The organism is Delftia sp. WY8 (assembly GCF_018437695.1).
In the GTDB taxonomy this organism is placed as follows: Bacteria; Pseudomonadota; Gammaproteobacteria; order Burkholderiales; family Burkholderiaceae_C; genus Comamonas; species Comamonas tsuruhatensis.
In genome coordinates, this window is record NZ_CP049795.1 from 3,778,965 (window position 1) to 3,804,737 (window position 25,773).

Genomic DNA, 25,773 nt, shown 5'->3' on the forward strand with positions numbered 1-25,773 from the left:
GGGTGCGTACGCAGGTGGCTACGTCAATTGACGTATGGGCGGCGGCAAGGGTTCTTCCTAATCTTGGACCCAACGCGGAAACAAGCCGTAACCGCAACGCCAGTTTTCAGCCACTTGCAGATCACCCAACCGATCCTTACAGGAGAGTCACCATGAGCCACCCCTCCGACCCCCGCACACCTGGTTCCCCCGGCACGGAAATGGGCCGCCGCCGCGTCCTGCAGGCGCTTGGCGCCGCCTCGGTGGCCGGGCTGCCGGCCTGGTCCTTCGCCCAGGCCACGGCCCAGGTCAACACCACCAAGCTGGCCGTCACCGACACCGAAGTCGTCGTGGGCCAGCTGCACTCGGCCACGGGCACCATGGCGATCTCCGAGACCGGCTCCATCCAGGCCGAGCAACTGGCCATCGACCAGATCAACGCCATGGGCGGCATCCTGGGCCGCAAGATCCGCGTGATCAAGGAAGACGGTGCCTCCGACTGGCCCACCTTCGCCGAGAAGTCCAAGAAGCTGCTCATCAACGACCGCTGCGCCGCCGTCTTCGGCTGCTGGACCAGCGCCTCGCGCAAGGCCGTGCTGCCCGTGTTCGAGAAGGAAAACGGCCTGCTGTACTACCCCACCTTCTACGAAGGCCTGGAGCAGTCCAAGAACGTGATCTACACGGGCCAGGAAGCCACGCAGCAGATCCTGTACAGCCTGGACTGGGCCAAGGCCGAGAAAAAGGCCAAGACCTTCTTCCTGATCGGCTCGGACTACATCTGGCCGCGCACCTCGATGAAGATCGCGCGCAAGCACATCGAGAACTTCCAGAAGGGCAAGGTCGTCGGCGAGGAGTACTACCCGCTGGGCAGCACCAACTTCGGCTCGCTGGTCAACAAGATCAAGCTGCAAAAGCCGGACTGCATCTTCGTGGCCGTGGTGGGCGGCTCCAACGTGGCCTTCTACAAGGCGCTCAAGGCCGCGGGCATCACGGGTGACAAGCAACTGCTGGTCACGCTGTCGGTGACCGAGGACGAGATGACCGGCGTGGGCGGCGAGAACTTCACGGGCTTCTACTCCTCGATGAAGTACTTCCAGACGCTGGACAACGAGAACAACAAGAAGTTCGTGGCCGCCTTCAAGGCCAAGTACGGCCCCAACGCCGTCATCGGCGACGTCACCCAGGCCGGCTACCTGGGCCCCTGGCTGTGGAAGGCCGCCGTGGAGAAGGCCAAGAGCTTCGACGTGGACAAGGTGGTGGCCGCATCGCCGGGGCTGGAACTCAAGACCGCGCCCGAAGGCTACGTGAAGGTGGACGCCAACCACCACCTGTGGAGCAAGTCGCGCATTGCCGTGGGGCAGCCGGACGGCACGTTCAAGGTGGTCTCGGAGTCGCCTGAACTCATCAAACCCGATCCCTTCCCCAAGGGTTACCAGTAAGCCCTGATCCGTTCAGGCAGGTGATGCGCGGCGGCCTGCGGCCTAGTGGGCGGGCTGCCGCGTGAATCGTTTCCCCCTCTCCCGATTGGCTTGCGCGCAGGAGCAGCACCATGAGTTTTTCCGACATGATGAACATCGGCCTGATGCAGGGCTTCGCGGGGCTGAGCCTGTTCGCCGTGCTGCTGCTGATGGGCCTGGGCCTGGCCATCATCTTTGGCCAGATGGGCGTGATCAACATGGCGCATGGCGAGTTCATGACCATTGGCGCCTACACCATCTACCTGGGCTCCACGCTCACGGCGCAGCACGCGCCCGAGTTCATGCCCTACTACTTCCCGCTGGCCATCGTGGCCGCCTTCCTGTTCGCCTTCGTGGCCGGCTGGCTGGTGGAATGGGGGCTGATCCGCCACCTCTACAAGCGGCCGCTGGACACGCTGCTGGCCACCTGGGGCGTGAGCCTGGCGCTGCAGCAGTGCTTTCGCACCTTCATCGGCCCCAAGGAAGTCAGCCCCACCCTGCCTGACTGGCTGATGGGCTCGTGGGCGCCGGCCGAGGGGCTGGACATTCCCATCAACGGCCTGTTCGTGCTGGCGCTGACCATGGCCGTCACGGCCGGCGTGCTGATCGCGCTGCACAAAAGCCGCTGGGGCCTGCGCGTGCGCGCCACGGTCAGCAACCGCGTGATGGCCAACGCCATCGGCATCGACACCAAGAAGACCGACCGCCTGACCTTTGCCATCGGCTGCGGCATCGCGGGCGTGGCGGGCGCGGCCTTCACCACCATCGGCTCCACCGGCCCCACCTCGGGCTCGCTGTACATCGTGGACGCCTTCCTGGTGGTCACCTTCGGCGGCGCGGCCAGCCTGCTGGGCACCGTGGTCTCGGCCTTCGGCATTGCGCAGACGCAGTCCATCACCGAGTTCTTCCTCGCGGGCTCCATGGCCAAGGTGATCACGCTGTCGCTGATCGTCTTCATCCTGATGCTGCGTCCCCAGGGCCTGTTCGCGTCCAAGGTGCGGCGCTGATCCCGGCGCTGGCCCTGTCCACGAATTCCCCCGCGTTCCCCCGATTTCCCCTGAGTTCACCGGAGTCTTTCCATGCAAGCCCTCAAAGCCTGGATACAGCGCTACCAGCTCGCCAGCCTGGTGCTGCTCACCGTCCTGCTGGCGGTGGTGCTGCCCCTGGCGCTGGACATCTTCCGCCTCAACCTGGTCGGCAAGTACCTGACCTATGCCTTCGTCGCCATCGGCCTGGTCATGGTCTGGGGCTATGGCGGCGTGCTCAGCCTGGGCCAGGGCGTGTTCTTCGGCCTGGGCGGCTACGCCATGGCCATGTTCCTGAAGCTGGAGGCGTCCGACCCCATCAGCACCAAGATCCAGTCCACGCCCGGCATCCCCGACTTCATGGACTGGAACCAGCTGACCGAGCTGCCCTCGTTCTGGCTGCCCTTCAAGAGCCTGCCGTTCTCGCTGGCCGCCGTCATCGCCGTGCCCACGCTGCTGGCCTGGCTCATCAGCTTCGCCATGTTCAAGCGCCGCGTGGGAGGGGTGTACTTCGCCATCATCACGCAGGCCGTGGCGCTGATCGTCACCGTGCTCATCATCGGCCAGCAGGGCTACACGGGCGGCGTCAACGGCATGACCGACCTCAAGACCCTGTGGGGCTGGGACACGCGCACGGACAGCGCCAAGTACATCCTCTACTACGTCTGCGTGGCCCTGCTGATCGGCGCCATCGTGCTGTGCCGCTGGATTCAGACGGGCAAGGTGGGCACCCTGCTGCTGGCCATGCGCGACAAGGAAGACCGCGTGCGCTTTTCCGGCTACGACGTGGCCAACTTCAAGGTCTTCGTGTTCTGCCTGGCCGCTGCGCTGTCGGGCGTGGGCGGCGCGCTGTTCACGCTGCAGGTGGGCTTCATGTCGCCCAGCTTCGTGGGCATCGTGCCCTCCATCGAGATGGTCATCTACGCCGCCGTGGGCGGGCGCATGAGCCTGGTGGGCGCCGTGTACGGCACGCTGCTGGTCAACGCGGGCAAGACCTATTTCTCGGAGAGCTTCCCGGACCTGTGGCTGTTCCTCATGGCGGGCCTGTTCATCGGCGTGACCATGGCCTTCCCGATGGGGCTGGCCGGGCTGTGGGAAAGCCGCATCGTTCCCTGGTGGAACAGCCGCCGCAAGGGCGCGGCACCGGCCGCAGCGCCTGCCGCAGCGCAGGGAGCCCAGGCAGCACCTGCCCCGGCCGCCACCAAGCCCACGTCCGCCCTGTCCGAAGGCATGGGCCGCCAGGGCGCCTGAACCACAGCGGGAGCACACCATGAGCAATACCGACTTCACGCTGGCCGTGGAAGACCTGACGGTCTCCTTCGACGGCTTCAAGGCCATCGACGCGCTGAACCTGTACATCGACAGGAACGAGCTGCGCGTCATCATCGGCCCCAACGGCGCGGGCAAGACCACGCTGCTGGACCTGATCTGCGGCAAGACCCGCGCCACGGGCGGCAGCATCAAGTTCAAGAACGAGGAACTCACGCGCATGGCAGAGCACAAGCGCGTGCGCCTGGGGATCGGGCGCAAGTTCCAGACGCCGTCCATCTACGAGAACCTGTCGGTCTTCCAGAACCTGGAGGTCTCCTACCCCGAAGGCCGCTCGGTCTTCGGCGCGCTGGCCTTCAAGTGCACGGAGGCGGTGCGCGATCGCGTGCAGGCCGTGGCCGCCGACATCGGCCTGGACGAGCGCCTGGACACCGAGGCCGGCCTGCTCAGCCACGGCCAGAAGCAGTGGCTGGAGATCGGCATGCTGCTCATGCAGGAGCCCGAGCTGCTGATGCTGGACGAGCCCATCGCCGGCATGAGCGCCCGCGAGCGCGAACTGACGGCCGAGCTGCTGCAGCGCATCTGCAAGAACCGCTCCGTCATCGTCATCGAGCACGACATGGAGTTCGTGGCGCGCATCGCGCACAAGGTCACCGTCATGCACCAGGGAAAGATCCTCGCCGAGGGTCCCATGGACAAGGTGCAGGCCGACCCCAAGGTCATCGACGTCTACCTCGGCCACTGAGGCACGCACAAGGAATTCACATGCTGCAAGTCAAGGATCTGTACGTGGCCTATGGCCAGAGCGAGGCGCTGCACGGCATCAGCTTCGAGGGCCGCGAGAACGAAACCGTGGCCATCATGGGCCGCAACGGCATGGGCAAGACCACGCTGTTCAAAAGCCTGATGGGCGTCATGCCCGCCAAGAGCGGCCAGATCACCGTGGCCGGCCAGGACGTCACGAAGGACGAGAGCTTCCGGCGCGTGGCCAAGGGCATTGCCTACGTGCCCCAGGGCCGCATGATCTTCCCCACGCTGACCGTGGAAGAGAACATACAGACGGGCCTGGAGAACGCGAAGACGCGCCAGGTGCCCGACGACATCTACGCCCTGTTCCCCGTGCTCTGGGACATGCGCCGGCGCAAGGGCGGCAACCTCTCGGGCGGGCAGCAGCAGCAGCTGGCCATTGCGCGCGCCCTGGTCACCGACCCCAAGGTGCTGCTGCTGGACGAGCCGACCGAGGGCATACAGCCTTCCATCATCAAGGACATCGCCAAGGCGCTCAACGAGATCCGCAAGCTGCGCCGCATCACCATCGTGGTCAGCGAGCAGGTGCTTTCCTTCGCCATGGATGTGGCCGACCGGCTGTTCGTCATCGAGGGCGGGAGATTGGTACATGAAACCGCGCGTGCCGATACCGACGAGCAGCGCATCAAGTCCTACCTCTCTGTATGAAGCACCCCCTGAGCGGCTGCGCCGCTTCCCCCTCTCTCGCACGCGGGAGGGGGACGACACCCTCGGTGCGGGGCGGCCCTTCCTTGGTGTCCCTGGGTTGTGCCGTGCCGGTTTCATTCACCGCGGTCGATGCAGGCGCCGAGTTCCTCTCTTTTTCCACTGCCATCGCAAGGAGCACACCATGGCCGAAACCCTGATCAAGGTCGATCTCAACCAGTCCCCCTACGACAACCCGCAGGTGCACAACCGCTGGCATCCCGACATCCCCATGGCGGTCTGGGTGGAGCCGGGCGCGGAGTTCAAGCTGGAGACCTATGACTGGACCGGCGGCGCCATCAAGAACGACGACAGCGCCGAAGACGTGCGCGACGTGGACCTGTCCACCGTCCACTTCCTGTCCGGCCCCGTGGGCGTCAAGGGCGCCGAGCCCGGCGACCTGCTGGTGGTGGACCTGCTGGACATCGGCGCGCGCGACGACAGCCTCTGGGGCTTCAACGGCTTTTTCTCCAAGCAAAATGGCGGCGGCTTCCTGGACGAGCATTTCCCGCTGGCCCAGAAGTCCATCTGGGACTTCCACGGCATGTTCACCAAGAGCCGCCACATCCCCGGCGTCAACTTCGCAGGCCTCATCCACCCGGGACTGATCGGCTGCCTGCCCGACCCCAAGATGCTGGCCAGCTGGAACGAGCGCGAGACCGGCCTCATCGCCACCGACCCCGACCGCATCCCCGGCCTGGCCAACCCGCCCAACGCCACCACCGCCCACATGGGCCAGATGCAGGGCGAGGCGCGCGACAAGGCCGCCGCCGAAGGCGCGCGCACCGTGCCGCCGCGCGAGCATGGCGGCAACTGCGACATCAAGGACCTCTCGCGCGGCTCGCGCGTGTTCTTCCCCGTCTACGTGGACGGCGCGGGCCTGAGCGTGGGCGACCTGCACTTCAGCCAGGGCGATGGCGAAATCACCTTCTGCGGCGCCATCGAGATGGCCGGCTGGGTGCACATGAAGGTCTCGCTGATCAAGGGCGGCATGGCCAAGTACGGCATCAAGAACCCCATCTTCAAGCCCAGCCCCATGACGCCCAACTACAAGGACTACCTGATCTTCGAAGGCATCTCGGTGGACGAAAAGGGCAAGCAGCACTACCTGGACGTGACCGTGGCCTACCGCCAGGCCTGCCTGAACGCCATCGAGTACCTGAAGAAATTCGGCTACAGCGGTGCCCAGGCCTACTCGCTGCTGGGCACGGCGCCCGTGCAGGGCCACATCAGCGGCGTGGTGGACGTGCCCAATGCCTGCGCCACGCTGTGGCTGCCCACGGAGATCTTCGACTTCGACATCAATCCCACGGCCGAGGGACCACAGAAGATCATCACGGGCGGGGTGGACCTGCCCATCGCCCAGGACAAGTAAGCCCGGCATACGACACCCGCCATCCACCATCCGCCAGAGGCCGCCCATGCCCACCTATGACTACCACTGCGCCGCATGCGGCGGCTTCGACGCGCTGCGCAGCCTCTCGCAGCGCAACGAGCCCGCGCCCTGCCCCAGCTGCGAGGCGGCCTCGCCCCGCGTCTTCGTCAGCGCGCCGCGCCTGGCCTGCACCAGCCCCGAGCAGCGCCGCGCCCACGACACCAACGAGCGCGCCCGGCACGAGCCCAGGCGCTCACGCGATGTGGCCGAGGGCAGCTACGCGCGCATGCGCCACCCCTCGGGCTGCGGCTGCTGCAGCGGCGCCAGCAAGCGCGGCTCCACGGTCACGGCGCCCAACGGCGCCAAGACCTTCCCGACCAAGCGGCCCTGGATGATCAGCCACTGACCGCGGCCCCTGCGCCGCACCGATGCAAAAAAGGCCCGCGACGCGGGCCTTTGTCCTGCCTGGCCGTACCGCTCAGTGCACGGCGCCGATGAAGCCGGCCAGCTCCGGCGTCTGCGGGCTGGCGAACAGCTGCTTGGCCGGGCCGCTTTCGTGGATCAGGCCCTGGTGCATGAACACCAGCTGGTCGCCCACGTCGCGGGCAAAGCGCATCTCGTGCGTGACCATGATCAGCGTCATGCCCTCGGCGGCGAGCTGCTTGACCACGGCCAGCACCTCGTTGACCAGCTCCGGGTCCAGGGCCGAGGTGATCTCGTCGCACAGCAGCACCTTGGGCTGCATGGCCAGCGCGCGTGCAATGGCCACGCGCTGCTGCTGGCCGCCGCTGAGCTGGTCGGGGTAGCTGTCGTACTTGTCGCCCAGGCCGACCTTGGCCAGCATCTGGCGCGCCAGCGCCGCCGCCTCGGGCTTTTTCACGCCCTTGACCACGGTGGGCGACAGGGCCACGTTCTCGCCCGCCGTCAGGTGGGGGAACAGATTGAACTGCTGGAAGACCATGCCCACGTTCAGGCGCAGCGCGCGCAGCTGGGCGGGCGAGGGCGCGCTGCCCTCCGAGCCCTTGAGCACGGCGTCGTCCACCACGATCTGGCCGGACTGGATGGCCTCCAGCCCATTGATGGAGCGCAGCAGCGTGCTCTTGCCCGAGCCGCTGCGGCCGATGATGGCGACCACCTGGCCGCTGTCCACGCTCAGGTCCACGCCCTTGAGCACATGGTTGTTGCCGTAATGCTTGTGAACGGCGCGCACATCAACGAGCGGCATAGAGTTTCTTCTCCAGATGGGATGCGTAGAGGGACAGGGGCCAGCACAGCAGGAAGTAGCCTGCGGCGACCAGGCCGTAGATGAGGAAGGGCTGGAAGGTGGCGTTGGCCAGCATGGAGCCGAGCTTGGTCAGCTCGCTGAAGCCGATGATCGAGGCCACCGCCGTGCCCTTGATGATCTGCACCGAGAAGCCGACCGTGGGCGCTATCGACAGGCGCAGCGCCTGCGGCAGCACCACATGGCGCATCTGCTGCAGGTAGCCCATGGCCAGGCTGGACGAGGCTTCCCACTGGCCGCGGGGGATAGCCTCCACGCAGCCGCGCCAGACCTCGGCCAGGTAGGCGCTGGTGTACAGCGTCAGGCCGATGGCGGCCGCCGTCCAGGGCGAGATGTCCAGGCCGGCCATGGACGAGCCGAAGAACACGATGAACATCTGCATCAGCAGCGGCGTGTTCTGGAAGGCCTGGATATAGGCCTTGGCCAGGCGGCGCAGGTTCAGGCTGCGGCCCACGCGGGCGAACAGCACCAGCAATCCGGTGGCGCCGCCCAGCACGAAGGCCAGCAGCGACAGCGCCAGCGTGGCCAGCAGGCCCTCGGCCAGCTTGGCCAGGATGGGCAGCAGGGGAATGTCGGCAATCATGCGGCGTCTCCGGCAGTGGTTGCAGGTGCAGCGGGTGCAGCGGGCCTGGCTGCACGCGGCGTGCGGCGGCTCACCACGAAGCGCTGGCCTATCCAGGCCAGCAACTGGCGCAATGCCAGGGCCAGCACGAAGTACGCCGCCGTCACCACCAGGTAGGTCTCGAACGCGCGGAAGTTGCGCGACTGGATGAAGTTGGCCGCAAACGTCAGGTCCTGGGCCGCGATCTGCGAGACCACCGAGGTGCCCAGCATCACGATCACGATCTGGCTGCTCAGCGAGGGCCAGACCCGCTGCAGCGCAGGGCGCAGCACCACATGGCGGAAGATCGCCCAGCGGCCCATGCCCAGCGCGCCAGCGGCTTCCAGCTGGCCGCGCGGCGTCTCCTGGATGCCGGCGCGCACGATCTCGGTGATGTAGGCGCCCAGGTTGATCACCGTGGTCAGCAGGCAGGCCTGCCATTCGTTGATCTGCACGCCCAGCGAAGGCAGGCCGAAGAACACGAACATCAGCTGCACCAGGAAGGGCGTGTTGCGTATGCCCTCCACGTACACCTTGAACAGCCAGTGCAGCGGCGCAATGCGCCAGGCGCGGCTGACGCCGCCGGCCACGCCGATGGCGCCGCCCAGCACGGCGCCCGCCGCCGTCAGCGCCAGCGTGAAGCCCGCGCCCTGTGCCAGCAGGCCGCTGTAGTCGAACACGGCGCCGAAGTCGAATTGATAGGCCATGGAAGGATTTCCGGGAACAGGGGCGCAGCGGTTACAGGGTGGCGGGCAGCGGCATCTTCATCCAGCGCTGGGACAGGCTGGTCAGGCGGCCGTCGGCCTTGAGCTTGGTGATGATGGCGTCCACCTTCTGCAGCAGCGCCGGCTCGCCCTTGGCCACGCCGATGTAGCAGGGCGTGTCCTCGACCGCGAACTTCACGTCCAGCTGGCGCAGCCTGGTGCGCTCGTTGACGGCGTTGGCCACGATGTTGCCCAGCGTCACCAGCTGCACCTGGCCCGTCAGATAGCTTTGCGCGGTGGCGTTGTTGTCCTCGTAGCGCTTGATGGTGGCCGAGGCCGGCGCCACCTGCGTGAGGGCCAGGTCCTCGGTGGAGCCGCGCGTCACGCCCACGGTCTTGCCGGCCAGGTCGGCAGGGGCCTTGATGCTCATGTCCTTGGGGCCATAGACGCTCTTGGGGAAGGGTGCATAGGCCTGGGTGAAGTCGATCACCTTGGCGCGCTCGGCGTTCTTGCCCAGGCTGGAGATGACGATGTCGGCCTTGCCCGTGGTCAGGAAGGGGATGCGGTTGGTGCTGGTCACGGGCACCAGCTCCACCTTCACGCCCAGCTCCTGGGCCACCAGGGCCGCCATGTCGATGTCATAGCCCTGCAGCTTCAGGTCGGTGCCCAGCGAGCCGAAGGGCGGGAAGTCCTGCGGAATCGCCACGCGCAGCACGCCGGCCTTCTGGATGTTGGCCAGCATGTCGGCATGGGCGGCGCCGCCCAGGCCGGCAGCGGCCAGGGTGGCGGCCGCCAGGGCGGTGCGGATGAATGCGCGGCGGGGTGTCAAGGGGGAAGTCATGCGAAAGCTCCTTCAGAAGGTGGGATGAGGCGAAAGGAAAGCGGGTCAGGGTCGGGCGCAGATGTATCGGGCGCCGTTGCGTCGGGCGCCGTCGCGTCGGGCGCCGTCGCGTCGTCCGGTGTGTCGAGATCGATGCCGCTGCGCCTGGCAGCCGACAGCAGGTGGGCGCGCATGGCGCCCGCCGCACCCGGCGCATCGCCTGCGCAGACGGCCTGCACGATGGCGTCGTGCTCGCGCACCGGCTGGTCGTCGGCGCCGCTCCAGGCAAAGGGCAGGCGCAGGCTGTGGCTGATGGCCAGCTCCAGCTGGCGCGCCATGGCCACCAGGCCCGGGTTGCCCGACAGCTGGGCCAGCAGCAGGTGGAACTGCAGATCGGCGTCGGCGGCGGCCAGCAGGTCGCTGCGGTCCAGGGCGTGGGCCAGCTGGGACTGGGTCCATTGCAGCTGGCGCAGGCCGCTGTCGTCGGCGCGCACGGCCGCCAGCGCGGCCCAGCCGGGCTCCAGCACCAGGCGCAGCTCGATCAGCTGGCGCGGCGACAGCGTGCCCAGCGCCGGGGTGGCATAGGCGCGGTGCATGCGTGCACGGCCGCTGTGCGGGCCGTTGATGCGCACGCCCTTGCCCGGCTGGATCTCGACCAGGCCCAGGGCCTCCAGCATGGACAGCGCCTCGCGCAGCGAAGCGCGGCTGATGCCCAGCTGCCGGGCCAGCTCGCGCTGCGGCGGCAGCTGGCTCCCGCCGGGATAGTGGCCGCTCAGGATGTGCTGCTGCAGCGTCTGGGCCATCGAGATCGGAATGCTTTGCATGGGCTGGCGCGGGTGGAGGGTTTTGGCCTGACTGGTCAGACCACGTACCCAGCAGATAGCGAATTGCGTGCCAGATGCAAAAAAAGGAGCGTTGTCCTCAGGCATTGCAAAGAATCCGGGGCGATGGGATATCGACAATCCGCCCCGAAGGCACCGCCAGCGGCCCGCGCTGCCGCGCTTTGGTGCAGTGCCGCATGGCTTTGTGCAGGCCTGCCCCGAATGCGGGCGTAAAACCCGCACTGCAGGCCGCCGCCAGCCGCCGTAGAATCCCGGGCTTTGGCCCGAGGAGCGTTGCAGCGCGGCACCCGCCCATCCGTACACCGGATCGCGTGCCGCGTCAGGCTTGGGCCAGGTGCAGGTTCCCGGCCGGACCGCGCCCACGGTGCCAACGACGCTCACCTGTTGCCATGCCGTTTTTGCAGGTGAGCTTGATGTCGTCCTCTTTCACTCCCCCTCCCATGAAGCTGTCCGGCCTGGAGCCGGTGACCATCGGCGAGGGCACGCTGTTCGTCAACGTGGGCGAGCGCACCAACGTCACGGGTTCCAAGGCCTTTGCGCGCATGATCCTCAACGAGCAGTACGAGGAAGCGCTGTCCGTGGCGCGCCAGCAGGTGGAAAACGGCGCCCAGGTCATCGACGTGAACATGGACGAGGCCATGCTCGACAGCAAGGCCGCCATGGTGCGCTTCCTGAACCTCATCGCCTCCGAGCCCGACATCGCCAAGGTGCCGGTCATGGTGGACAGCTCCAAGTGGGAGGTCATCGAGGCCGGCCTGCGCTGCCTGCAGGGCAAGGGCATCGTCAACTCCATCTCCATGAAGGAAGGCCTGGATGAATTCAAGCGCCAGGCCCGGCTGATCAAGCGCTACGGCGCGGCCGCCGTGGTCATGGCCTTCGACGAGAAGGGCCAGGCCGACACCTACCAGCGCAAGATCGAGATCTGCGAGCGCGCCTACCGCATCCTGGTGGACGAGGTGGGCTTCCCGCCCGAGGACATCGTCTTCGACCCCAACATCTTCGCCGTGGCCACCGGCATCGAGGAACACGACAACTACGCCGTGGACTTCATCGAGGCCGTGCGCTGGATCAAGCAGAACCTGCCCGGCGCCAAGGTCTCGGGCGGCGTCTCCAACGTGAGCTTCAGCTTCCGCGGCAACGACCCTGTGCGCGAGGCCATCCACACCGTGTTCCTGTACCACGCCATCTCGGCGGGCATGGACATGGGCATCGTCAACGCCGGCATGGTCGGCGTCTATGACGACCTGGAGCCCGAACTGCGCGAGCGCGTGGAAGACGTGGTGCTCAACCGCCGCCCTGACGCTGCGGAACGCCTGCTGGAGATTGCCGACGCCGCCAAGGGCGCCGCCAAGGACGACAGCAAGAAGCTCGAATGGCGCGGCACGCCCGAGAACCCGAAGACCGTGGGCGAGCGCCTGTCGCACGCCCTGGTGCACGGCATCACCGACTTCATCGTCGTCGACACCGAAGAGGCCTACCAGCAGATCGTGGTGCAGGGCGGCGGCCGCCCGCTGCACGTGATCGAAGGCCCGCTGATGGACGGCATGAACATCGTGGGCGACCTGTTCGGCGCCGGCAAGATGTTCCTGCCCCAGGTGGTCAAGTCGGCGCGCGTGATGAAGCAGGCCGTGGCCCACCTCGTGCCCTACATCGAAGAGGAAAAGCGCCAGCAGGAAGCGGCGGGCCTGGACGTGTCCAGCAAGGGCAAGATCGTCATCGCCACCGTCAAGGGCGACGTGCACGACATCGGCAAGAACATCGTCACCGTGGTCCTGCAGTGCAACAACTTCGAGGTCATCAACATGGGCGTGATGGTGCCCTGCCATGAGATCCTGGCCCGGGCCAAGGCCGAGGGCGCGGACATCATCGGCCTGTCGGGCCTGATCACGCCCAGCCTCGAAGAGATGCAGTACGTCGCCGGCGAGATGCACAAGGACGACTACTTCCGCATCAAGAAGATTCCGCTGCTGATCGGCGGCGCCACCTGCTCGCGCGTGCACACCGCCGTCAAGATCGCGCCCAAGTACGAAGGCCCCGTGGTCTACGTGCCCGATGCCTCGCGCAGCGTCAGCGTGGCCCAGAGCCTGCTGGGCGAGAACAAGGGCAACTACCTGGCCGAGATCCAGGCCGACTACGACAAGGTCCGCACCCAGCACGCCAACAAGAAGAAGACGCCGCTGTGGCCGCTGGACAAGGCCCGCGCCAACGCCACGCCCGTGGACTTTTCCCAGGCCCCCGTGGCGCCGCGCGCCCTGGGCCGGCGCGTGTTCCGCAACTTCGACCTGGCCGAGATCGCCGAATACATCGACTGGGGCCCGTTCTTCCAGACCTGGGACCTGGCCGGCCCCTATCCGGCCATCCTCGACGACGAGATCGTGGGCGTGCAGGCCCGCCAGGTGCTGGCCGACGGCCAGGCCATGCTCAGGAAAATCATCGAAGGCCGCTGGCTGCAGGCCAACGGCGCCATCGGCCTGTTCCCTGCCAACCGCGTGGGCGATGACATCGAGTTCTACGCCGACGAGTCCCGCAGCCAGGTGCTGATGACCTGGTACGGCATGCGCCAGCAGACCGAAAAGCAGATGGTGGAAGGCCCGGATGGCCAGCCCGTGATGCGCCCCAGCCGCTGCCTGTCCGACTTCGTGGCCACCAAGGAATCGGGCATCCAGGACTACGCGGGCCTGTTCGCCGTCACGGCCGGCATCGGCGCCGAGAAGAAGGACAAGGAGTTCGAAGACGCGCTGGACGACTACTCCGGCATCATGTTCAAGGCCCTGGCCGACCGCCTGGCCGAGGCCTTCGCCGAATGCCTGCACCAGCGCGTGCGCAAGGACCTGTGGGGCTATGCGCCCGACGAGAACCTCAGCAACGAAGCGCTGATCAAGGAACAGTACAAGGGCGTGCGCCCCGCGCCCGGCTACCCGGCCTGCCCCGACCACAGCGCCAAGACCGACCTGTTCGCCGTGCTCAAGGCCGACGAGATCGGCATGACGCTGACCGAAAGCCTGGCCATGAACCCGGCCTCCAGCGTCAGCGGCTTCTACATCGGCCACCCCGACTCCGTCTACTTCAACGTCGGCGAGATCGGCGAGGACCAACTGGCCGACATGGCCGCGCGCCGGGGCATGGACATCGAGGAACTGCGCAGGCTGCTGGCGCCGAATCTTGGGTGATCGCTGGCTGGCCACGTCCGGTCAGCTGCACAATATTTCGCTATTTTGGACAAAATCATTTGTCTTCGGCTTTAATAGCGAAATGCCGCGCAAACCGCCCGTCGTCTTTCCGCAGGAGCAGCGCCTGCTTTCCGAACTCGGGGAGCGGCTGCGCCTTGCGCGCAAGAGGCGCAAGCTGAGCAACGAGGTGGTGGCGCAGCGCGCGGGGCTTTCGAGGACCACGGTGTACAAGGTCGAGTCCGGCGATCCCGGTGCCACGCTGGGGTCCTACGTCCGGGTACTGGCCGTGCTTGGACTTGAAGGCGATCTTGGCCAGCTTGCGGCGGACGACCGGGTGGGGCGCAAGCTGCAGGATCTGGCGCTGGAGCCAGTGCCGGTGGCAAAGCGCCACAAGACCAAAGCGGCATCGGTCGCAACGCCTGAAGATTCGGCATGAGCAAGCAGGACAACGCCCTGGAAGTCTGGCTGGACGACGATCTCGGCCCTGCCTGCCAGGTCGGCACCCTGGCCCATGACCGTGGGCAGATCCGCTTTCACTACGACCGCGGCTGGCTCAAGGACCCTCGTGCCTTCGCTCTGGATCCGGACCTTTCCCTGGACGAGCATCCCTTTTTCCCAAAGCCCGAGTTGGGCAACTTCGGCATCTTCCTGGACTCGTCTCCCGACCGCTGGGGCCAGACGCTCATGAAGCGCCGTGAGGCGCTGCAGGCCAAGGACGAACGGCGGCCTGCCCGCACCCTCTATGCCTGGGACTTCCTCATTGGCGTACAGGACCAGACGCGTCAGGGCGCACTGCGCTTTCGTCGGCCGGGCACGGAGACCTTTCTTGGCGACGAGAAAATGGCGGCGCCGCCGGTGACGACCCTGCGCGAGTTGGAGGCGGTGGCCTACCAGCTCAGCAGCCGGCGTATTGACGACCTTGACGCGCTGCGCAAGTGGCTTGCCGTGCTCGTCGCGCCAGGAGCCTCTCTGGGTGGGGCGAGGCCGAAGGCCAACTTCACGCAGGCTGATGGCTCGCTGTGGATTGCCAAATTTCCCGCCCGCGACGATGACCGCGACATCGGGGCCTGGGAGTATGTCGTTCACCAACTGGCCCGAAAGGCCGGCGTGTATGTGCCCCCTGCCAAGCTGATCCAGTTCAACAACGGCTTGCACACCTTCTGTGTGCAAAGGTTTGACCGTGCGCATGGTGCGCGGCGGTTCTACGCCTCGGCGATGACGCTGCTGCGCAAGGCGCACAGCGAAGGTACGAGCTATCTGGAACTGGCCCAGTTCATCCGGTCCCAGGGCGATGCCGGGCATGCGGATGCCGACCTGGCGCAGCTGTTTCGGCGCGTGGCGTTCAACGTCGCCGTTGGCAATCGCGACGATCACCTGCGCAATCACGGCTTCGTTCTGGGCAGGACAGGGTGGTGCCTCGCCCCGGCGTTCGATGTCAATCCGAACATCGACAAGGCCGAGCATGTCTTGAACATCGACGACATCGACAACCGGCCCAGCCTGGAGACGGTTCTCGGCACGGCGTCGTTCTACGGACTTGACCGCAACCAGGCCCGGCAGATACTGGGCGAGGTCGCGGCGGTGGTCGATGGATGGCAGGCTGCTGCGCGCAGGATCGGCATCGCCAGTGCCGATATCCAGCTGTCGGAATCCGCCTTTTCGGCCCATGCGGAGTTCCGGGCTGCCGCCGGTTAGCGGCAAGAACGCTTACTTGTCAGTCCAGGGCGCGGACTTCCACAGCGCCGAGAAGTCTGCCGTGGCCTTGTCCAGGCGGGTCTTCCAGGCCGTGCCCTCCACATAGTCCATCTCGGTGAACTGCTGGCGCATCTGCTTGTGGAACTCGGGATCGGCCGCGATGGCGCGCAGGGCCTCGGTCAGTCGCTGCTGCACGGCAGCGGGAAGGCCGGCCGGTGCCACGATGCCGCGCTCCGAATTGAACACCAGCTTCACGTTCTGCTCGTTGAAGCTGGGCACGTTGGGCGCCAGGCTGGAGCGCGCGGGGCTGGCCTGGGCCAGGATGCGCACCTTGCTCTCGAAGGGCATGACCTCGCCCAGGTTCATGCCGCCGATGGTCACATGGCCGCCCAGCACCGCCGTGCGCAGCGGGCCCGCGCCGTTGTAGGGCACGTGGTTCAGCCGGGTGCCCGTCAGGCGCTCGAACAGCACCATGGCCAGGTGGTCATCGGTGCCCACGCCCGTCGATCCGTAGCTGATCTCGCCGGGCCGGGCCTTGGCGTCTGCGATCAGGTCGGCCAGGTTCTTGTACTGGCTGTCCGCCATCACGCTGAAGGCGCTGGGGTCGCGCACCAGGTTGGCGATATAGGTGAAGTCCGCCGGCTTGAACTGCGTGCGCCGCTCTATGGGCAATGTGACCAGACCTGGCATGTTCGTCATGCCGATCACATGACCGTCTGGCGCAGCCTTGGCCACATAGGCCAGGCCCAGCTCGCCCGAGGCGCCCAGCTTGTTGGACACCACGACCTGGGTACCCAATTGCTTGCCCAGATGCACGGCGAGTGTGCGCGCCGTGATGTCCGTGCCGCCGCCGGCCGCGAAGCCCACGACGAGTTCAATGGGTTTTTCGGGCCAGGCGGCGAAGGCCGGGGCTGCGGCCAGGGCGAGGGCGCCCAGGCCCATGGACAGTGCGCGGCGACGTGCAGTCGAGATGAGGGTGTTCATATGTCTCCTTGTTGGAATGGATGGTTGCGTTCGCCCTGCGCTCAGGCAGCAGGGACGGTGGGGCAGCCCCAGTCGGCCCAGAGCTTGGCCACGGCGGCATAGTCTTCGCGGCCGTAGCCGGCGGCGGCGGCCATGTCGTAGACGCTGTGCGAGCCCTGTATGGCGAACAGCGGCACGCCCAGCGTCTGGGCCAATTGCAGGGCCAGCACCGAGTCCTTGCGCGCCGCATCCAGCGGCATGCCGCCCGCGTAGTCGCCGTTGACGACGCGCTCGGCATAACGGTAGGTCAGCGGCCGGTGCAGGCCCATCTGCGCATCGGACAGCAGGGCGATGAGCTTGTCGCACTGCACGCCAGCGGCCGTGGCCATGGCGCCTGCCTCGGCCACGACCACCATCACCGCATGGGCGACGGCGTTGTTGATCACCTTGGCCGCCGCGCCCGCGCCCAGCGCGCCGAACCAGGTCTGGCGGCTGGCAATGGCATCCAGCACCGGCTGCACGCGCGCAATCGCCTCGGGCGATCCGCCCAGGGCCAGCGAGGCCGTGCCGGCCACCATCTGGCCCACGCCGGCCATGATGGATGCGTCGATCAGGTCCACTCCATAAGGCGCCAGCAGCTTGTGCTGCGCATGGATGTGCTCGGGATTGACCGTGCTGGTCTCCACCACCACGGCACCGCGTGGCAGCCGGGGCACGATCTGCGCGAGCACGGACAGCGAGATGGCGGGCGAGGGCAGGCACAGCACCACGGTCTGCGTGGCAGATACATCCTCGGGCCCGGTGATGGCGGTGGCGCCGAAGCTGTCCTGCGCGCGCTGCCGTTGTGCGGCATCGAGATCGAAGACCTGGGTGGCGAAATGGCGGCCTATGCGTTCGGCCAGCGGGTAGCCCATATTGCCGAGGCCGTAGATGGCGACGCGAGTGTTCTGGTTCATGGTGCTTGTCTCTGCTGTGTTGGGAAAGGGCTTCACTTGGCCACGGACAGCGGCTGGGCGTGCAGGCCTAAGTACATGCTCTTGACCTGGGCGTACAGGCGCAGGCCGTCTATGCCCTTTTCGCGGCCTATGCCGCTGTTCTTGAAGCCGCCAAAGGGCGTGCTGGTCACCGACTGCTTGTAGGTGTTGATCCAGACCGAGCCGGCCTCCAGCGCGCGGCCCATGCGCCAGGCGCGCTGGAAGTTCTCGGTCCAGATGCCGCAGGCCAGGCCGAAGGCCGTGCCGTTGGCCTGGGCGACGAGGTCCGCCTCGTCCTTGAAGGGCAGCGCCACGAGCACGGGGCCGAAGGCTTCTTCCTGGCAGGATGCGGCGCTGGCCGGCAGGCCGTCGATCACCGTAGGCAGGTAGAAGGCCCCGTCGTCGAAGTCCGTGCCCGTGGGCGCCGCGCCGCCGCACAGCACGTGGCCACCCTCGGCGCGCGCACGCTCCACGAAGGCCGCCACGCGCTCGCGGTGGTGGAACGAGGCCAGCGGGCCCATCTCCACGCCCTCGGCGTCGGGCAAGGCCAGGCGCAGGCCTTTGGCGCGCGCCACCACCTGCTCCAGCACCTCGTCATAGATGCTTTGCTCGATGAACAGGCGCGAGCCCGCCACGCAGGACTGGCCTGCCGAGCCGAAGATACCCGCCACCACGGCGGCCACGGCATGCGTGCGGTTGGCGTCGGCAAACACCACGTGCGGCGACTTGCCGCCCAACTCCAGCGCGGCGGGCACCAGGCGGTCGCCGGCCACGCGGGCAATGGCCCTGCCTGAGGTCGTCCCGCCCGTGAACGAGATCATGCGGATGCCCGGATGCGCGACCAGGGCGGCGCCCACATCGGCCCCGCGGCCCTGCACCACCTGCAGCATGTCCTGCGGCAGGCCGGACGCCAGCGCGATGCGCGCCAGCTCGGGCGCCAGCAGCGGAGAATCTTCCGAGGGCTTGAGGATCACCGCATTGCCGGCCGCCAGCGCGGGCGCGACCTTGGTGGCGTCGTTCATGATGGGCGAGTTCCACGGCGTGATGGCCGCCACCACGCCAAAGGGCTCCAGCACGGTGAAGGACACATAGTCGCCGCGCGCCGGCGTCACATCGGTCTCCAGCGTCTCGCAGACGCCTGCGTAGTAGCGGAAGGTGCCTATGGCCGACTCCACCATGCCCCGGCATTCGCCCAGCGGCTTGCCGTTGTCCTGCATCTGCAGCCGTGCCAGAGACTCCTTCTCGGCGGCCAGGCCGTCGGCGATGGCCTGCAGCACCAGGGCGCGCTTGTGGGGCAGCAGCGACTTCCAGCCAGAATGGTGGAAGGCATGCCAGGCCCGCGTGACGGCAGCGTCCAGTTGCTCGGGCGTGGTGGTGGCGATGCGGGCGATCTCCTGCCCGTTGGCGGGATTGGTGCTGATGATTTCGGCGGCGTGCGTGGAGGCCATGAGAGGGTTCCTGGGTTGACTTTCGGGCGCAGTCTAGGAGTGCGCGGCGCGAAACTCAACGGGCACGTTGTCGCCAAAAAAGGCGATGAAACTATCAATAAGATGCAGGGCGGGCGGGGCCTGGAGCATGGCTTGCATGCACTTGCCACCCCGACTGAAAGAACCAAGAGACATGAGCAAGCAACAGCGATCAGGCCGGGAAAAAGAGGCCGCCTTTCCCCATGCGGCGCTGCCGGCGCAGGTGGCGGCCGTGATAGCCGCCATAGAGACGGACATCATCCGGGGCCGCATCCTGCCCCGCACGCGGCTGATCGAAGACCACCTGATGGAAGACTACGAGGCCAAGCGCCACGTGGTGCGTGCCGCGCTGACCGAGCTGCAGCGCCTGGGCGTCGTGGTCAAGCCGCCCCATTTGGGAGCCCGCATACGGCGCTTCGACGCGCAAAGCCTGCAAGACCTCTACCACCTGCGCAGCGTGCTGCACGCGGCGGCCGTGCAGGCCATGCAACTGCCGGTGCCGCCAGAACGCCTGGAGCCAGTGGCCCATGCCGCGCATGAACATGCGCTGGCCGTGGAGTCCGGCGACCTGATCGCCATCCACCGCACCAACATGGCCTTCCACCGATTGTTCTACGGCCTGTGCGACAACCCTTATCTGGAAGAGTCGATACGCCTGCACGACTGGCTGAGCTTTCCCGCACGCGCCTATGCGATTGCCGACCAGGAGGCGCTGGTCGTGGCGCGGCAGGAGCATGCGTTGATGGTCGAGGCGCTGGAGGCTGGCGACAGGAATTTGCTGTGCGACCTGGCCCTGCGCCATATGGGGCGCGCCCGGCAGATCTATGCGGAGCGCTATCTGCTGCGCTAGCGGTATGCCACTGTGTGGCTCAATGGCGCCCTACAAGGGCCCGGTGCACGCCAGCCGAACCCGCACCTCCTTGTTGGCGACCAGGGCCGGGTCGGTCGCAAGGACGAGTTTTCTCTCCCCTCCGCTGCCCAGGTCGGTCAGGCCTTCCTGCAGTTCCTGCCGGACGCCCCCTCGGTTCACGCTGCTCGTGTAGGTCGCCAGAGCCGAAAGGCATCCGCACTCGCCAATCGATTTGCGCAGTTGAACACGGGTGTTCGCCCACACCACGTTGGACTCTGTGGAAGTCTTCGTCGCCGTGATCGACACGCAGGCTGAAAGATCGTTCTGAAACGTTATCTGGTCGGCAGGGGCGGCAAAGGCGGACCCAGCCAAAAGAGCGGCCGATATTGCGTATCTGTTCATGCCGTACAAGTGTGCCTCCGTTCGGTTGGATGCCCGATGCCGTGCCCAAAAAACAAGGCGCACGAGGCGCCTTGTCATGGGTCAGCGGGATGGGAGTTTCAGAGACCGATTTCCTTGTTGTACGCCTTGCGCGCCGTCACGGCCGTGTCCGTGAAGTCGGTGAACACGCCGTCGATGCCCAGGCGGTAGTAGGCCAGGTATTCCTGCACGGGGTCGCCCTTGTACAGGCCGGCCAGGCGGCCCGGCTCGTTGCGGAAGGTGAAGCTGTGCACGATCAGGCCGGCCTTGTGGGCGTCGCGGATCAGGCCCGTGTCCTTGACGGTGTTCACGTCCTTGAGGCCGGCGCCGTCCTTGTAGGGCACGACGGAGTGGGCCAGGACCTGGGGCTTCCAGGGGCCGATGCCGTCGGCATAGGTCTTGATCTCGGCCAGGCCTGCGGGCGTGAGCATGGTGGCGAAGGTGCGCGCGTCGCCGGCCAGGGTCCAGCTGTAGGGGCGGCCGCTGATGAAGGTCCACTCATCGTTGGTGATGTAGACCATGGAGCCGTCGCGCAGATTGAAGTCGTTGCCGTCGATCAGCTGCACGCCCTTGGCCTTCATGCCGGCCTGGCGCAGGTACTTGAGGCTGGCCGGGTCGAAGCTCTGGATGTAGATGGGCGAATCCTTGGCGTTGAGCTTGTTCTGGTCCAGCAGCTTGATCACCGCGTCTTCAAACGGGCGCGAGCCGGGCGCGCCGCAGCCGTTGGCGATCGCCTGCTGGTTGTTCCAGTACGGGTTCTTGGTTTCGGCGTAGACGGGGATGGTGCGGCCCAGGGCCTTGCCCTTGGCGGCGGCGATGTCCAGCACGTCCTGGGCGCTGATCAGGGGCAGCTTGCCGTTCCACTCGGTGGGGCGCTCGCTGCGGTTGTCCAGGATCGTGCCGCCCAGCCAGGTGCGCAGCTCCTGCATCGTGAAGTCGCTGATGGACCAGTCGTTGCGGTGGTCCTCGCCATCGACCACCAGGGCCTTGAGCACGGACTTGGGATCGTTGGCATCGAGCTGGTCGCTCAGGTATTGCGAGGGGCCGTTGGCAGGCACGGCGGGGTACTTCACGTTGACCAGCACGCCGGCCGCAGTGCGCTGGCGGCGCGCCACTTCGGCATTGGTCTTGGCCACGTCGGCCACGTTGGTGCTGTCGCTGAGCCAGGCGTTGTGGCGGGCGACCAGCTGGCAGTCCTTCGTCAGGTGCATGTCGAGTTCGAGCATGTCCGCGCCCGCGTCGGCGGCGGCCTCGTAGGCCATGCGCGTCTGCTCCGGGAACTTGCCCGAGAAGCCGCGGTGGGCGATCACCTGGGGCTGCTTTCCGTCGAGCGTGAGGTAGAACGAGCCGCCGTCGCCGCCGCAGGCCGTGAGGACTGCAGCCGCGCACAGGGACGCGAGCAGGGGAGTGCGGGAAAAGGACATAGGACGTTGGGTCATATCCGAAGCAGTGGTGGGTTGATGAACGGCGCGCAATGCGCCAGCTCAGCAGCGTATGCAGTCAGCCGTGTCGGCACCATGACAGTGCGCCCCGTAGGGCCCGGATTGGCGTTTTAGCGACGGTCGGTGGAAATTTGCCGACCCTCCGACACAGGGTTATCCCCCGAACAGGGGCGCCAGCGTGGCACGCAGGCGGTCGCCGGCGTCGGGCGCCTCGCTCGGGCGGATCTCCAGCGAACGCTCCACCGTGCCGATGTGCTCCAGCAGCAGGGCCTTGGCGCCCTCGGTGTCGCCGCGCTCCAGGGCCTCGACGATGCGCTCGTGCTCGGCGCAGGACTGGCTGGCGCTGTGCGTGGACTGGAACAAGGTGGCCGCCAGCGTGGTGCGGGCCGTGAGGTCGCGCAGGGTGAGCGCCAGCAGGCGGTGGCCCATCTGCTCGGCCAGGCAGACGTGGAAGTCGGCCAGCAGGAAGGCGCGCGTGGCGGCGTCGGCGCCCGCAATGGCCTCCTGCTCCTGGGCGATGTGGCGGCGCAGCTGGCCGATCACGCTTTGCAGGGGGCGCCCGGCCTCGCCCAGGATGCCGGTCTCGATGATGCGGCGCGCCGCGAAGGCGTCCTGCGCCTCCTCGGCCGAGGGCTGGACCACGTACCAGCCGCGCCGGGGCTGCACCTGCACGAAGCCGCGCGCCTGCAGCTGCATCAGCGCCTCGCGCACCATGGTGCGGCTGACCTCGAAGTTGTCGGCCAGTTCCTGCTCCCCCAGCCGTTCGCCGGGCGCCAGTTTCTGGGCCAGGATGGCTTCGACGACGCGCTCGGCGATGTGCTGGGGGCTTACAGGTGTCATTGCGTTGCAGGGTGGGCAGGAGTCACGGTTGCGGGGACGGCGGCGGCGCCGGAGGGCTCGGCGTCGGGCCCCTGATTGTCGGCCAGGCCGTTGAGCACGGCATGGGCGCGCTCGCGGTCGATGTCACCTTCCCAGGCCGCGATGGCCACCGTGGCCACGCAGTTGCCGATCAGGTTGCCCAGCGCGCGGGCAATGCCCATGAACCAGTCCACCGACAGCACCAGCACCAGGCCGATGGCGGGGATGGCCGGAATCGCATGCAGCGTGGCCGCCAGCACCACGATGGCCGAGCCCGGCACGCCGTGGGCGCCCTTGGAGGTCACCAGCGCAATCGCCAGGATGGTCAGCAGGTCGGCCATGCCGATGGGCGTGTTCGTGGCCTGGGCGATGAACACGGCCGCCAGCGTGATGTAGATGGAGAAGGCGTCCAGGTTGAACGAGTAGCCCGTGGGAATCACCAGACCCACGGTGGAGTCGCGCACGCCCAGGTTGCGCAGCTTGGCCATGATCTGGGGCAGCACGCTGTCCGAGGAGGTGGTGGCGAAGACCACCATCAGCTCCTCGCGCAGGTAGCGCAGCAGCTTGATCAGGCTGAAGCCCGAAAAGCGCATCACCAGGCCCAGCACCACGAAGACGAAGAAGATCACGGCCACGTAGAACAGCAGCACCAGCATGCCCAGCTGCTTGAGCGAGCCTATGCCGTACTGGCCCACGGTGAAGGCGATGGCGCCCAGCACGCCCAGCGGCGCCAGCTTGATGAGGATGCCCATGATCTTGAACAGCACGTTCGACAGCGTGTCGATCAGCGCATGCACGGGCGCGCCGCGCTCGCCCAGCATGGTCAGTGCGCAGCCGAACAGCACGGCGAACAGCAGCACCTGCAGCACGTCGCCCGTGGCAAAGGCCTGCACCACGGTGGTGGGGATGAGCTTCATCAGGAAGTCCACCGTGCCGCCGCTGGTCAGCTTGTCGGCGTTGCTGGCATAGGCGCTCATGGCCGAGGCGTCGAGCTTGCTCGGGTCCACGTTCATGCCCGCGCCGGGCTGGAACACGAAGGCCAGCACCAGGCCCAGCACCAGGGCGATGGTGGTCAGCACCTCGAAGTAGATCAGCGACTTGACGCCGACCCGGCCCACGCGCTTGAGGTCGCCCGCGCCCGCGATGCCGTGCACCACCACGCAGAACACCAGCACGGGAATGATCATCTTGATGAGCTTGATGAAGCCATCGCCCAGGGGCTTGAGTTTCACGGCCCATTCAGGGGCCAATATTCCGGCGAGCACACCCAGGATGAGTGCGATCACCACCTGTCCGAACAGTGATCTGGCAAAGCGGCGCATAGTCGTCTTTCGCAAGTTGTGGAATCTTGTATGCAAGTGGCTCTGCAACTTGCATGCAAGAATGTAGACAAGCGAAACGCGTGCCAGCAGAGGGTATTCCCTGCGGATTTGCGGCACTCCAGAGAAGTTCAGCCCTGACTTTTTCTGCATGAAATCGGCAGATGCGGGCGGGCCTCCCCGCCGTGGTGCAGGGCGGGGGCCGGCATGCCCGCGCATGGTGCGCGCGGCGTGCGGCAAGGCTGTGCAGGCCCCGTGCCGGGGCATGCGCGAGGGCGGCGCAGGGCGCGCCGCCCGGGGGGGATCAGCGCAGGTTGCGCTCCATCGCGCGGTCCTTGATGAAGAAGGCCGCCAGCAGGCCCAGCGTCACGCCGAACATCACATAGAAGGCCGGCGCCATGGGCGAGCCCGTGGAGCGGATCAGCCAGGTCACGATGAACTGCGCGAAGCCGCCGAAGATCATCACCGCCACGTTGTAGGCCATGGACATGCCGGCCGAACGCACCTGGGGCGGGAACAGCTCGGCCATCACCGTGCTGAACACGCCGAAGAACACGGCCACGAACACGCAGACCACCAGCTGGGTGATCAGCAGCTTCTGCACCGTGGGGCCGTCGGTCAGCCAGGCATACAGCGGGTAGAGCACCACCAGGTAGCCGATCAGCGAGCCGATGGTCAGCATGCGGCGGCCCACGCGGTCCGACAGGGCGCCGAAGAACGGCATGATCACCACCATCAGCGCGGCGCCGGCCATCTGCACCATGAAGGCATCGCGCATGGGCAGCTTCAGCGTCACCGTGGCATAGGTCACCAGATAGGTGAAGGTGATGTAGATGGACACCGTGGCCGTGACCACCAGGCCCATGCCCACCAGCGTCTCGCGCGCATGCGTGCGCAGCATCTCCATGATGCCGATCTGGCGCGCCTTGCCGCTGGCCTGCGCGGCCTGCATTTCCTTGAAGACCTCGGGCTCCTCCACATGGCGGCGGATGTACAGCGCCACGGGAACGATCAGCAGGCCCACGGCGAAGGGCACGCGCCAGGCCCAGGCCATCAGCTCTTCCTCGGTGAAGATCTCGGTGATCAGCGTGCCCGTGGCCGCGCCGATCAGCAGGGCCAGCATCTGGCCGGCCATCTGCCAGGAACCATAGAAGCCGCGCTTGCCGGGCGGTGCCAGCTCGATCAGCAGTGCCGTGGACGTGCCGAACTCGCCGCCGGCCGCAAAGCCCTGCAGCAGCCGCGCCAGCACGATGAACAGCGGCGCCAGGATGCCCACCGCCGCATACGTGGGCGCCAGCGTGATCAGCGCGATGGCCACGGCCATCAGGCCGGTCACCATCACCATGGCCGCCTTGCGACCCTTGCGGTCCCCGTACAGGCCCAGCAGGACGCCGCCCACGGGCCGCATGAAAAAGCCCACGCCGAACACGGCCGTGGTCATCAGGATGCGGTTGATGTTGTCGTCCGGATTGTCGGGATTGCTGGGGAAGAACAGCTTGGCGACGATGGGTGTCATGAAGGCGAACACCAGGAAGTCATACCACTCCAGCGCGTTGCCGATGACGGCAGCCACGATGTTGCGGGTCGAGACGGTTTGCTTGGTCAAAGCAGGGTCCATTTCCGAAAAGGGATTGAAAAGACGGCAGTCACGCCCGGGGCATGGGTCGGCGTGCCTGCCCGGGCCGCAACCCGGGCGTACACTGCTTCGCCATATGCAATGCCTATGCCATGGCCTGCGTCGTCCACGAAGGGCGGCGCAGGCCATGGCGCA

General features: G+C 66.9%; 24 protein-coding genes and 1 riboswitch. Of the genes, 11 read left to right on the forward strand and 13 right to left on the reverse strand.

Going from position 1 to position 25,773, the window contains the following annotated elements; all coding sequences use genetic code 11:
• Window positions 1-152 precede the first annotated feature (152 nt).
• The 7 genes from urtA to G4D77_RS17435 all read left to right on the forward strand — a co-directional run bounded on the left by urtA (window position 153) and on the right by G4D77_RS17435 (window position 7,002).
• Window positions 153-1,418, forward strand: a complete 1,266-nt coding sequence (gene urtA / locus G4D77_RS17405; RefSeq protein WP_016450225.1) for an urea ABC transporter substrate-binding protein — start codon at window positions 153-155, stop codon at window positions 1,416-1,418.
• A 110-nt stretch (window positions 1,419-1,528) separates the two neighbouring features.
• The gene (gene urtB, locus G4D77_RS17410) at window positions 1,529-2,443 is read left to right on the forward strand and encodes an urea ABC transporter permease subunit UrtB (protein WP_016450224.1); all 915 of its coding nucleotides are present in this window, start codon (window positions 1,529-1,531) and stop codon (window positions 2,441-2,443) included.
• 72 nt (window positions 2,444-2,515) lie between these two features.
• A complete protein-coding gene (urtC, locus tag G4D77_RS17415) occupies window positions 2,516-3,712 on the forward strand; it encodes an urea ABC transporter permease subunit UrtC (protein WP_017407726.1) in 1,197 nt (398 codons plus the stop codon).
• 19 nt (window positions 3,713-3,731) lie between these two features.
• On the forward strand, window positions 3,732-4,475 hold the full coding sequence (urtD, locus tag G4D77_RS17420) for an urea ABC transporter ATP-binding protein UrtD (protein ID WP_043789395.1): 744 nt from the start codon (window positions 3,732-3,734) through the stop codon (window positions 4,473-4,475).
• Window positions 4,476-4,495: 20 nt separating this feature from the next.
• Window positions 4,496-5,185 carry an urea ABC transporter ATP-binding subunit UrtE gene (gene urtE / locus G4D77_RS17425; RefSeq protein ID WP_012202163.1) on the forward strand — a complete coding sequence of 230 codons (690 nt, stop codon included), beginning with the start codon at window positions 4,496-4,498 and terminating at the stop codon, window positions 5,183-5,185.
• Between the two features lie 181 nt (window positions 5,186-5,366).
• Window positions 5,367-6,596 (forward strand): formamidase, encoded by a 1,230-nt coding sequence (gene fmdA, locus G4D77_RS17430; RefSeq protein WP_012202164.1) that lies wholly within the window; start codon window positions 5,367-5,369, stop codon window positions 6,594-6,596.
• A gap of 46 nt (window positions 6,597-6,642) precedes the next feature.
• Window positions 6,643-7,002: an FmdB family zinc ribbon protein gene (locus tag G4D77_RS17435; protein ID WP_154833096.1), complete on the forward strand. Its 360-nt coding sequence runs from the start codon at window positions 6,643-6,645 to the stop codon at window positions 7,000-7,002.
• 72 nt (window positions 7,003-7,074) lie between these two features.
• Here the strand turns inward: G4D77_RS17435 and G4D77_RS17440 are convergent, their stop codons facing one another.
• Genes G4D77_RS17440 through G4D77_RS17460 form a run of 5 tightly spaced genes read right to left on the reverse strand, consistent with a single transcriptional unit; the run spans window position 7,075 to window position 10,827 of the window.
• Window positions 7,075-7,821 carry an amino acid ABC transporter ATP-binding protein gene (locus G4D77_RS17440; protein ID WP_016448706.1) on the reverse strand — a complete coding sequence of 249 codons (747 nt, stop codon included), beginning with the start codon at window positions 7,819-7,821 and terminating at the stop codon, window positions 7,075-7,077.
• Complete coding sequence (locus G4D77_RS17445; RefSeq protein WP_016448705.1) at window positions 7,808-8,461, reverse strand: amino acid ABC transporter permease; 654 nt, start codon at window positions 8,459-8,461, stop codon at window positions 7,808-7,810. The genes G4D77_RS17440 and G4D77_RS17445 overlap by 14 nt, the downstream gene beginning before the upstream one ends.
• The gene (locus G4D77_RS17450) at window positions 8,458-9,186 is read right to left on the reverse strand and encodes an amino acid ABC transporter permease (RefSeq protein ID WP_154833098.1); all 729 of its coding nucleotides are present in this window, start codon (window positions 9,184-9,186) and stop codon (window positions 8,458-8,460) included. Before G4D77_RS17450 ends, G4D77_RS17445 begins: the two co-directional genes overlap by 4 nt.
• Before the next feature lie 31 nt (window positions 9,187-9,217).
• On the reverse strand, window positions 9,218-10,024 hold the full coding sequence (locus tag G4D77_RS17455; RefSeq protein ID WP_016452167.1) for a transporter substrate-binding domain-containing protein: 807 nt from the start codon (window positions 10,022-10,024) through the stop codon (window positions 9,218-9,220).
• Window positions 10,021-10,827, reverse strand: a complete 807-nt coding sequence (locus tag G4D77_RS17460; protein WP_154833100.1) for a FadR/GntR family transcriptional regulator — start codon at window positions 10,825-10,827, stop codon at window positions 10,021-10,023. Before G4D77_RS17460 ends, G4D77_RS17455 begins: the two co-directional genes overlap by 4 nt.
• Before the next feature lie 277 nt (window positions 10,828-11,104).
• A riboswitch (S-adenosyl-L-homocysteine riboswitch) is annotated at window positions 11,105-11,231 on the forward strand.
• Window positions 11,232-11,258: 27 nt separating this feature from the next.
• On the opposite strand from G4D77_RS17460, the gene metH reads away from it, so the two are divergent.
• Genes metH through G4D77_RS17475 form a run of 3 tightly spaced genes read left to right on the forward strand, consistent with a single transcriptional unit; the run spans window position 11,259 to window position 15,710 of the window.
• Window positions 11,259-14,015, forward strand: a complete 2,757-nt coding sequence (gene metH / locus G4D77_RS17465; RefSeq protein ID WP_213757700.1) for a methionine synthase — start codon at window positions 11,259-11,261, stop codon at window positions 14,013-14,015.
• Complete coding sequence (locus G4D77_RS17470; protein WP_227740875.1) at window positions 14,008-14,451, forward strand: helix-turn-helix domain-containing protein; 444 nt, start codon at window positions 14,008-14,010, stop codon at window positions 14,449-14,451. The genes metH and G4D77_RS17470 overlap by 8 nt, the downstream gene beginning before the upstream one ends.
• Complete coding sequence (locus G4D77_RS17475) at window positions 14,448-15,710, forward strand: type II toxin-antitoxin system HipA family toxin (protein ID WP_061287483.1); 1,263 nt, start codon at window positions 14,448-14,450, stop codon at window positions 15,708-15,710. Before G4D77_RS17470 ends, G4D77_RS17475 begins: the two co-directional genes overlap by 4 nt.
• Before the next feature lie 12 nt (window positions 15,711-15,722).
• Here the strand turns inward: G4D77_RS17475 and G4D77_RS17480 are convergent, their stop codons facing one another.
• The 3 genes from G4D77_RS17480 to G4D77_RS17490 are packed head-to-tail and all read right to left on the reverse strand — an operon-like array spanning window position 15,723 to window position 19,095.
• Complete coding sequence (locus G4D77_RS17480) at window positions 15,723-16,694, reverse strand: tripartite tricarboxylate transporter substrate binding protein (protein WP_061287482.1); 972 nt, start codon at window positions 16,692-16,694, stop codon at window positions 15,723-15,725.
• Between the two features lie 41 nt (window positions 16,695-16,735).
• Entirely contained in the window at window positions 16,736-17,629 is an 894-nt protein-coding gene (locus tag G4D77_RS17485) for an NAD(P)-dependent oxidoreductase (RefSeq protein WP_061287481.1), read from the reverse strand.
• A gap of 32 nt (window positions 17,630-17,661) precedes the next feature.
• On the reverse strand, window positions 17,662-19,095 hold the full coding sequence (locus G4D77_RS17490) for an aldehyde dehydrogenase (RefSeq protein WP_061287480.1): 1,434 nt from the start codon (window positions 19,093-19,095) through the stop codon (window positions 17,662-17,664).
• A gap of 172 nt (window positions 19,096-19,267) precedes the next feature.
• Between G4D77_RS17490 and G4D77_RS17495 the strand changes: the two genes are divergently transcribed.
• Complete coding sequence (locus tag G4D77_RS17495; RefSeq protein WP_061287479.1) at window positions 19,268-19,963, forward strand: GntR family transcriptional regulator; 696 nt, start codon at window positions 19,268-19,270, stop codon at window positions 19,961-19,963.
• 30 nt (window positions 19,964-19,993) lie between these two features.
• Here the strand turns inward: G4D77_RS17495 and G4D77_RS17500 are convergent, their stop codons facing one another.
• From G4D77_RS17500 to G4D77_RS17520, 5 genes are all read right to left on the reverse strand, one after another.
• Window positions 19,994-20,365 (reverse strand): DUF2195 family protein, encoded by a 372-nt coding sequence (locus G4D77_RS17500; RefSeq protein ID WP_061287494.1) that lies wholly within the window; start codon window positions 20,363-20,365, stop codon window positions 19,994-19,996.
• 98 nt (window positions 20,366-20,463) lie between these two features.
• Window positions 20,464-21,807 (reverse strand): glycerophosphodiester phosphodiesterase family protein, encoded by a 1,344-nt coding sequence (locus G4D77_RS17505; protein WP_034368583.1) that lies wholly within the window; start codon window positions 21,805-21,807, stop codon window positions 20,464-20,466.
• Window positions 21,808-21,978: 171 nt separating this feature from the next.
• Entirely contained in the window at window positions 21,979-22,665 is a 687-nt protein-coding gene (locus G4D77_RS17510) for a GntR family transcriptional regulator (RefSeq protein WP_016448699.1), read from the reverse strand.
• Window positions 22,662-24,005, reverse strand: coding sequence for a C4-dicarboxylate transporter DctA (locus tag G4D77_RS17515; protein ID WP_016448698.1), 1,344 nt, complete (start codon window positions 24,003-24,005; stop codon window positions 22,662-22,664). Before G4D77_RS17515 ends, G4D77_RS17510 begins: the two co-directional genes overlap by 4 nt.
• A gap of 301 nt (window positions 24,006-24,306) precedes the next feature.
• On the reverse strand, window positions 24,307-25,620 hold the full coding sequence (locus G4D77_RS17520; RefSeq protein WP_154833104.1) for an MFS transporter: 1,314 nt from the start codon (window positions 25,618-25,620) through the stop codon (window positions 24,307-24,309).
• Between the last annotated feature and the right edge of the window lie 153 nt (window positions 25,621-25,773).

Coding starts and splice junctions, on each gene's coding strand:
- urtE (WP_012202163.1), top strand. CDS start 4,496: ATGCTGCAAGTCAAGGATCTGTACGTGGCCTATGGCCAGAGCGAGGCG.
- fmdA (WP_012202164.1), top strand. CDS start 5,367: ATGGCCGAAACCCTGATCAAGGTCGATCTCAACCAGTCCCCCTACGAC.
- G4D77_RS17495 (WP_061287479.1), top strand. CDS start 19,268: ATGAGCAAGCAACAGCGATCAGGCCGGGAAAAAGAGGCCGCCTTTCCC.
- metH (WP_213757700.1), top strand. CDS start 11,259: ATGTCGTCCTCTTTCACTCCCCCTCCCATGAAGCTGTCCGGCCTGGAG.
- G4D77_RS17500 (WP_061287494.1), bottom strand. CDS start 20,365: ATGAACAGATACGCAATATCGGCCGCTCTTTTGGCTGGGTCCGCCTTT.
- G4D77_RS17485 (WP_061287481.1), bottom strand. CDS start 17,629: ATGAACCAGAACACTCGCGTCGCCATCTACGGCCTCGGCAATATGGGC.
- G4D77_RS17510 (WP_016448699.1), bottom strand. CDS start 22,665: ATGACACCTGTAAGCCCCCAGCACATCGCCGAGCGCGTCGTCGAAGCC.
- G4D77_RS17515 (WP_016448698.1), bottom strand. CDS start 24,005: ATGCGCCGCTTTGCCAGATCACTGTTCGGACAGGTGGTGATCGCACTC.
- G4D77_RS17455 (WP_016452167.1), bottom strand. CDS start 10,024: ATGACTTCCCCCTTGACACCCCGCCGCGCATTCATCCGCACCGCCCTG.
- G4D77_RS17450 (WP_154833098.1), bottom strand. CDS start 9,186: ATGGCCTATCAATTCGACTTCGGCGCCGTGTTCGACTACAGCGGCCTG.
- G4D77_RS17440 (WP_016448706.1), bottom strand. CDS start 7,821: ATGCCGCTCGTTGATGTGCGCGCCGTTCACAAGCATTACGGCAACAAC.
- G4D77_RS17460 (WP_154833100.1), bottom strand. CDS start 10,827: ATGCAAAGCATTCCGATCTCGATGGCCCAGACGCTGCAGCAGCACATC.
- urtC (WP_017407726.1), top strand. CDS start 2,516: ATGCAAGCCCTCAAAGCCTGGATACAGCGCTACCAGCTCGCCAGCCTG.
- G4D77_RS17435 (WP_154833096.1), top strand. CDS start 6,643: ATGCCCACCTATGACTACCACTGCGCCGCATGCGGCGGCTTCGACGCG.
- G4D77_RS17445 (WP_016448705.1), bottom strand. CDS start 8,461: ATGATTGCCGACATTCCCCTGCTGCCCATCCTGGCCAAGCTGGCCGAG.
- G4D77_RS17490 (WP_061287480.1), bottom strand. CDS start 19,095: ATGGCCTCCACGCACGCCGCCGAAATCATCAGCACCAATCCCGCCAAC.
- G4D77_RS17475 (WP_061287483.1), top strand. CDS start 14,448: ATGAGCAAGCAGGACAACGCCCTGGAAGTCTGGCTGGACGACGATCTC.
- G4D77_RS17520 (WP_154833104.1), bottom strand. CDS start 25,620: ATGGACCCTGCTTTGACCAAGCAAACCGTCTCGACCCGCAACATCGTG.
- urtA (WP_016450225.1), top strand. CDS start 153: ATGAGCCACCCCTCCGACCCCCGCACACCTGGTTCCCCCGGCACGGAA.
- urtB (WP_016450224.1), top strand. CDS start 1,529: ATGAGTTTTTCCGACATGATGAACATCGGCCTGATGCAGGGCTTCGCG.
- G4D77_RS17505 (WP_034368583.1), bottom strand. CDS start 21,807: ATGTCCTTTTCCCGCACTCCCCTGCTCGCGTCCCTGTGCGCGGCTGCA.
- G4D77_RS17480 (WP_061287482.1), bottom strand. CDS start 16,694: ATGAACACCCTCATCTCGACTGCACGTCGCCGCGCACTGTCCATGGGC.
- urtD (WP_043789395.1), top strand. CDS start 3,732: ATGAGCAATACCGACTTCACGCTGGCCGTGGAAGACCTGACGGTCTCC.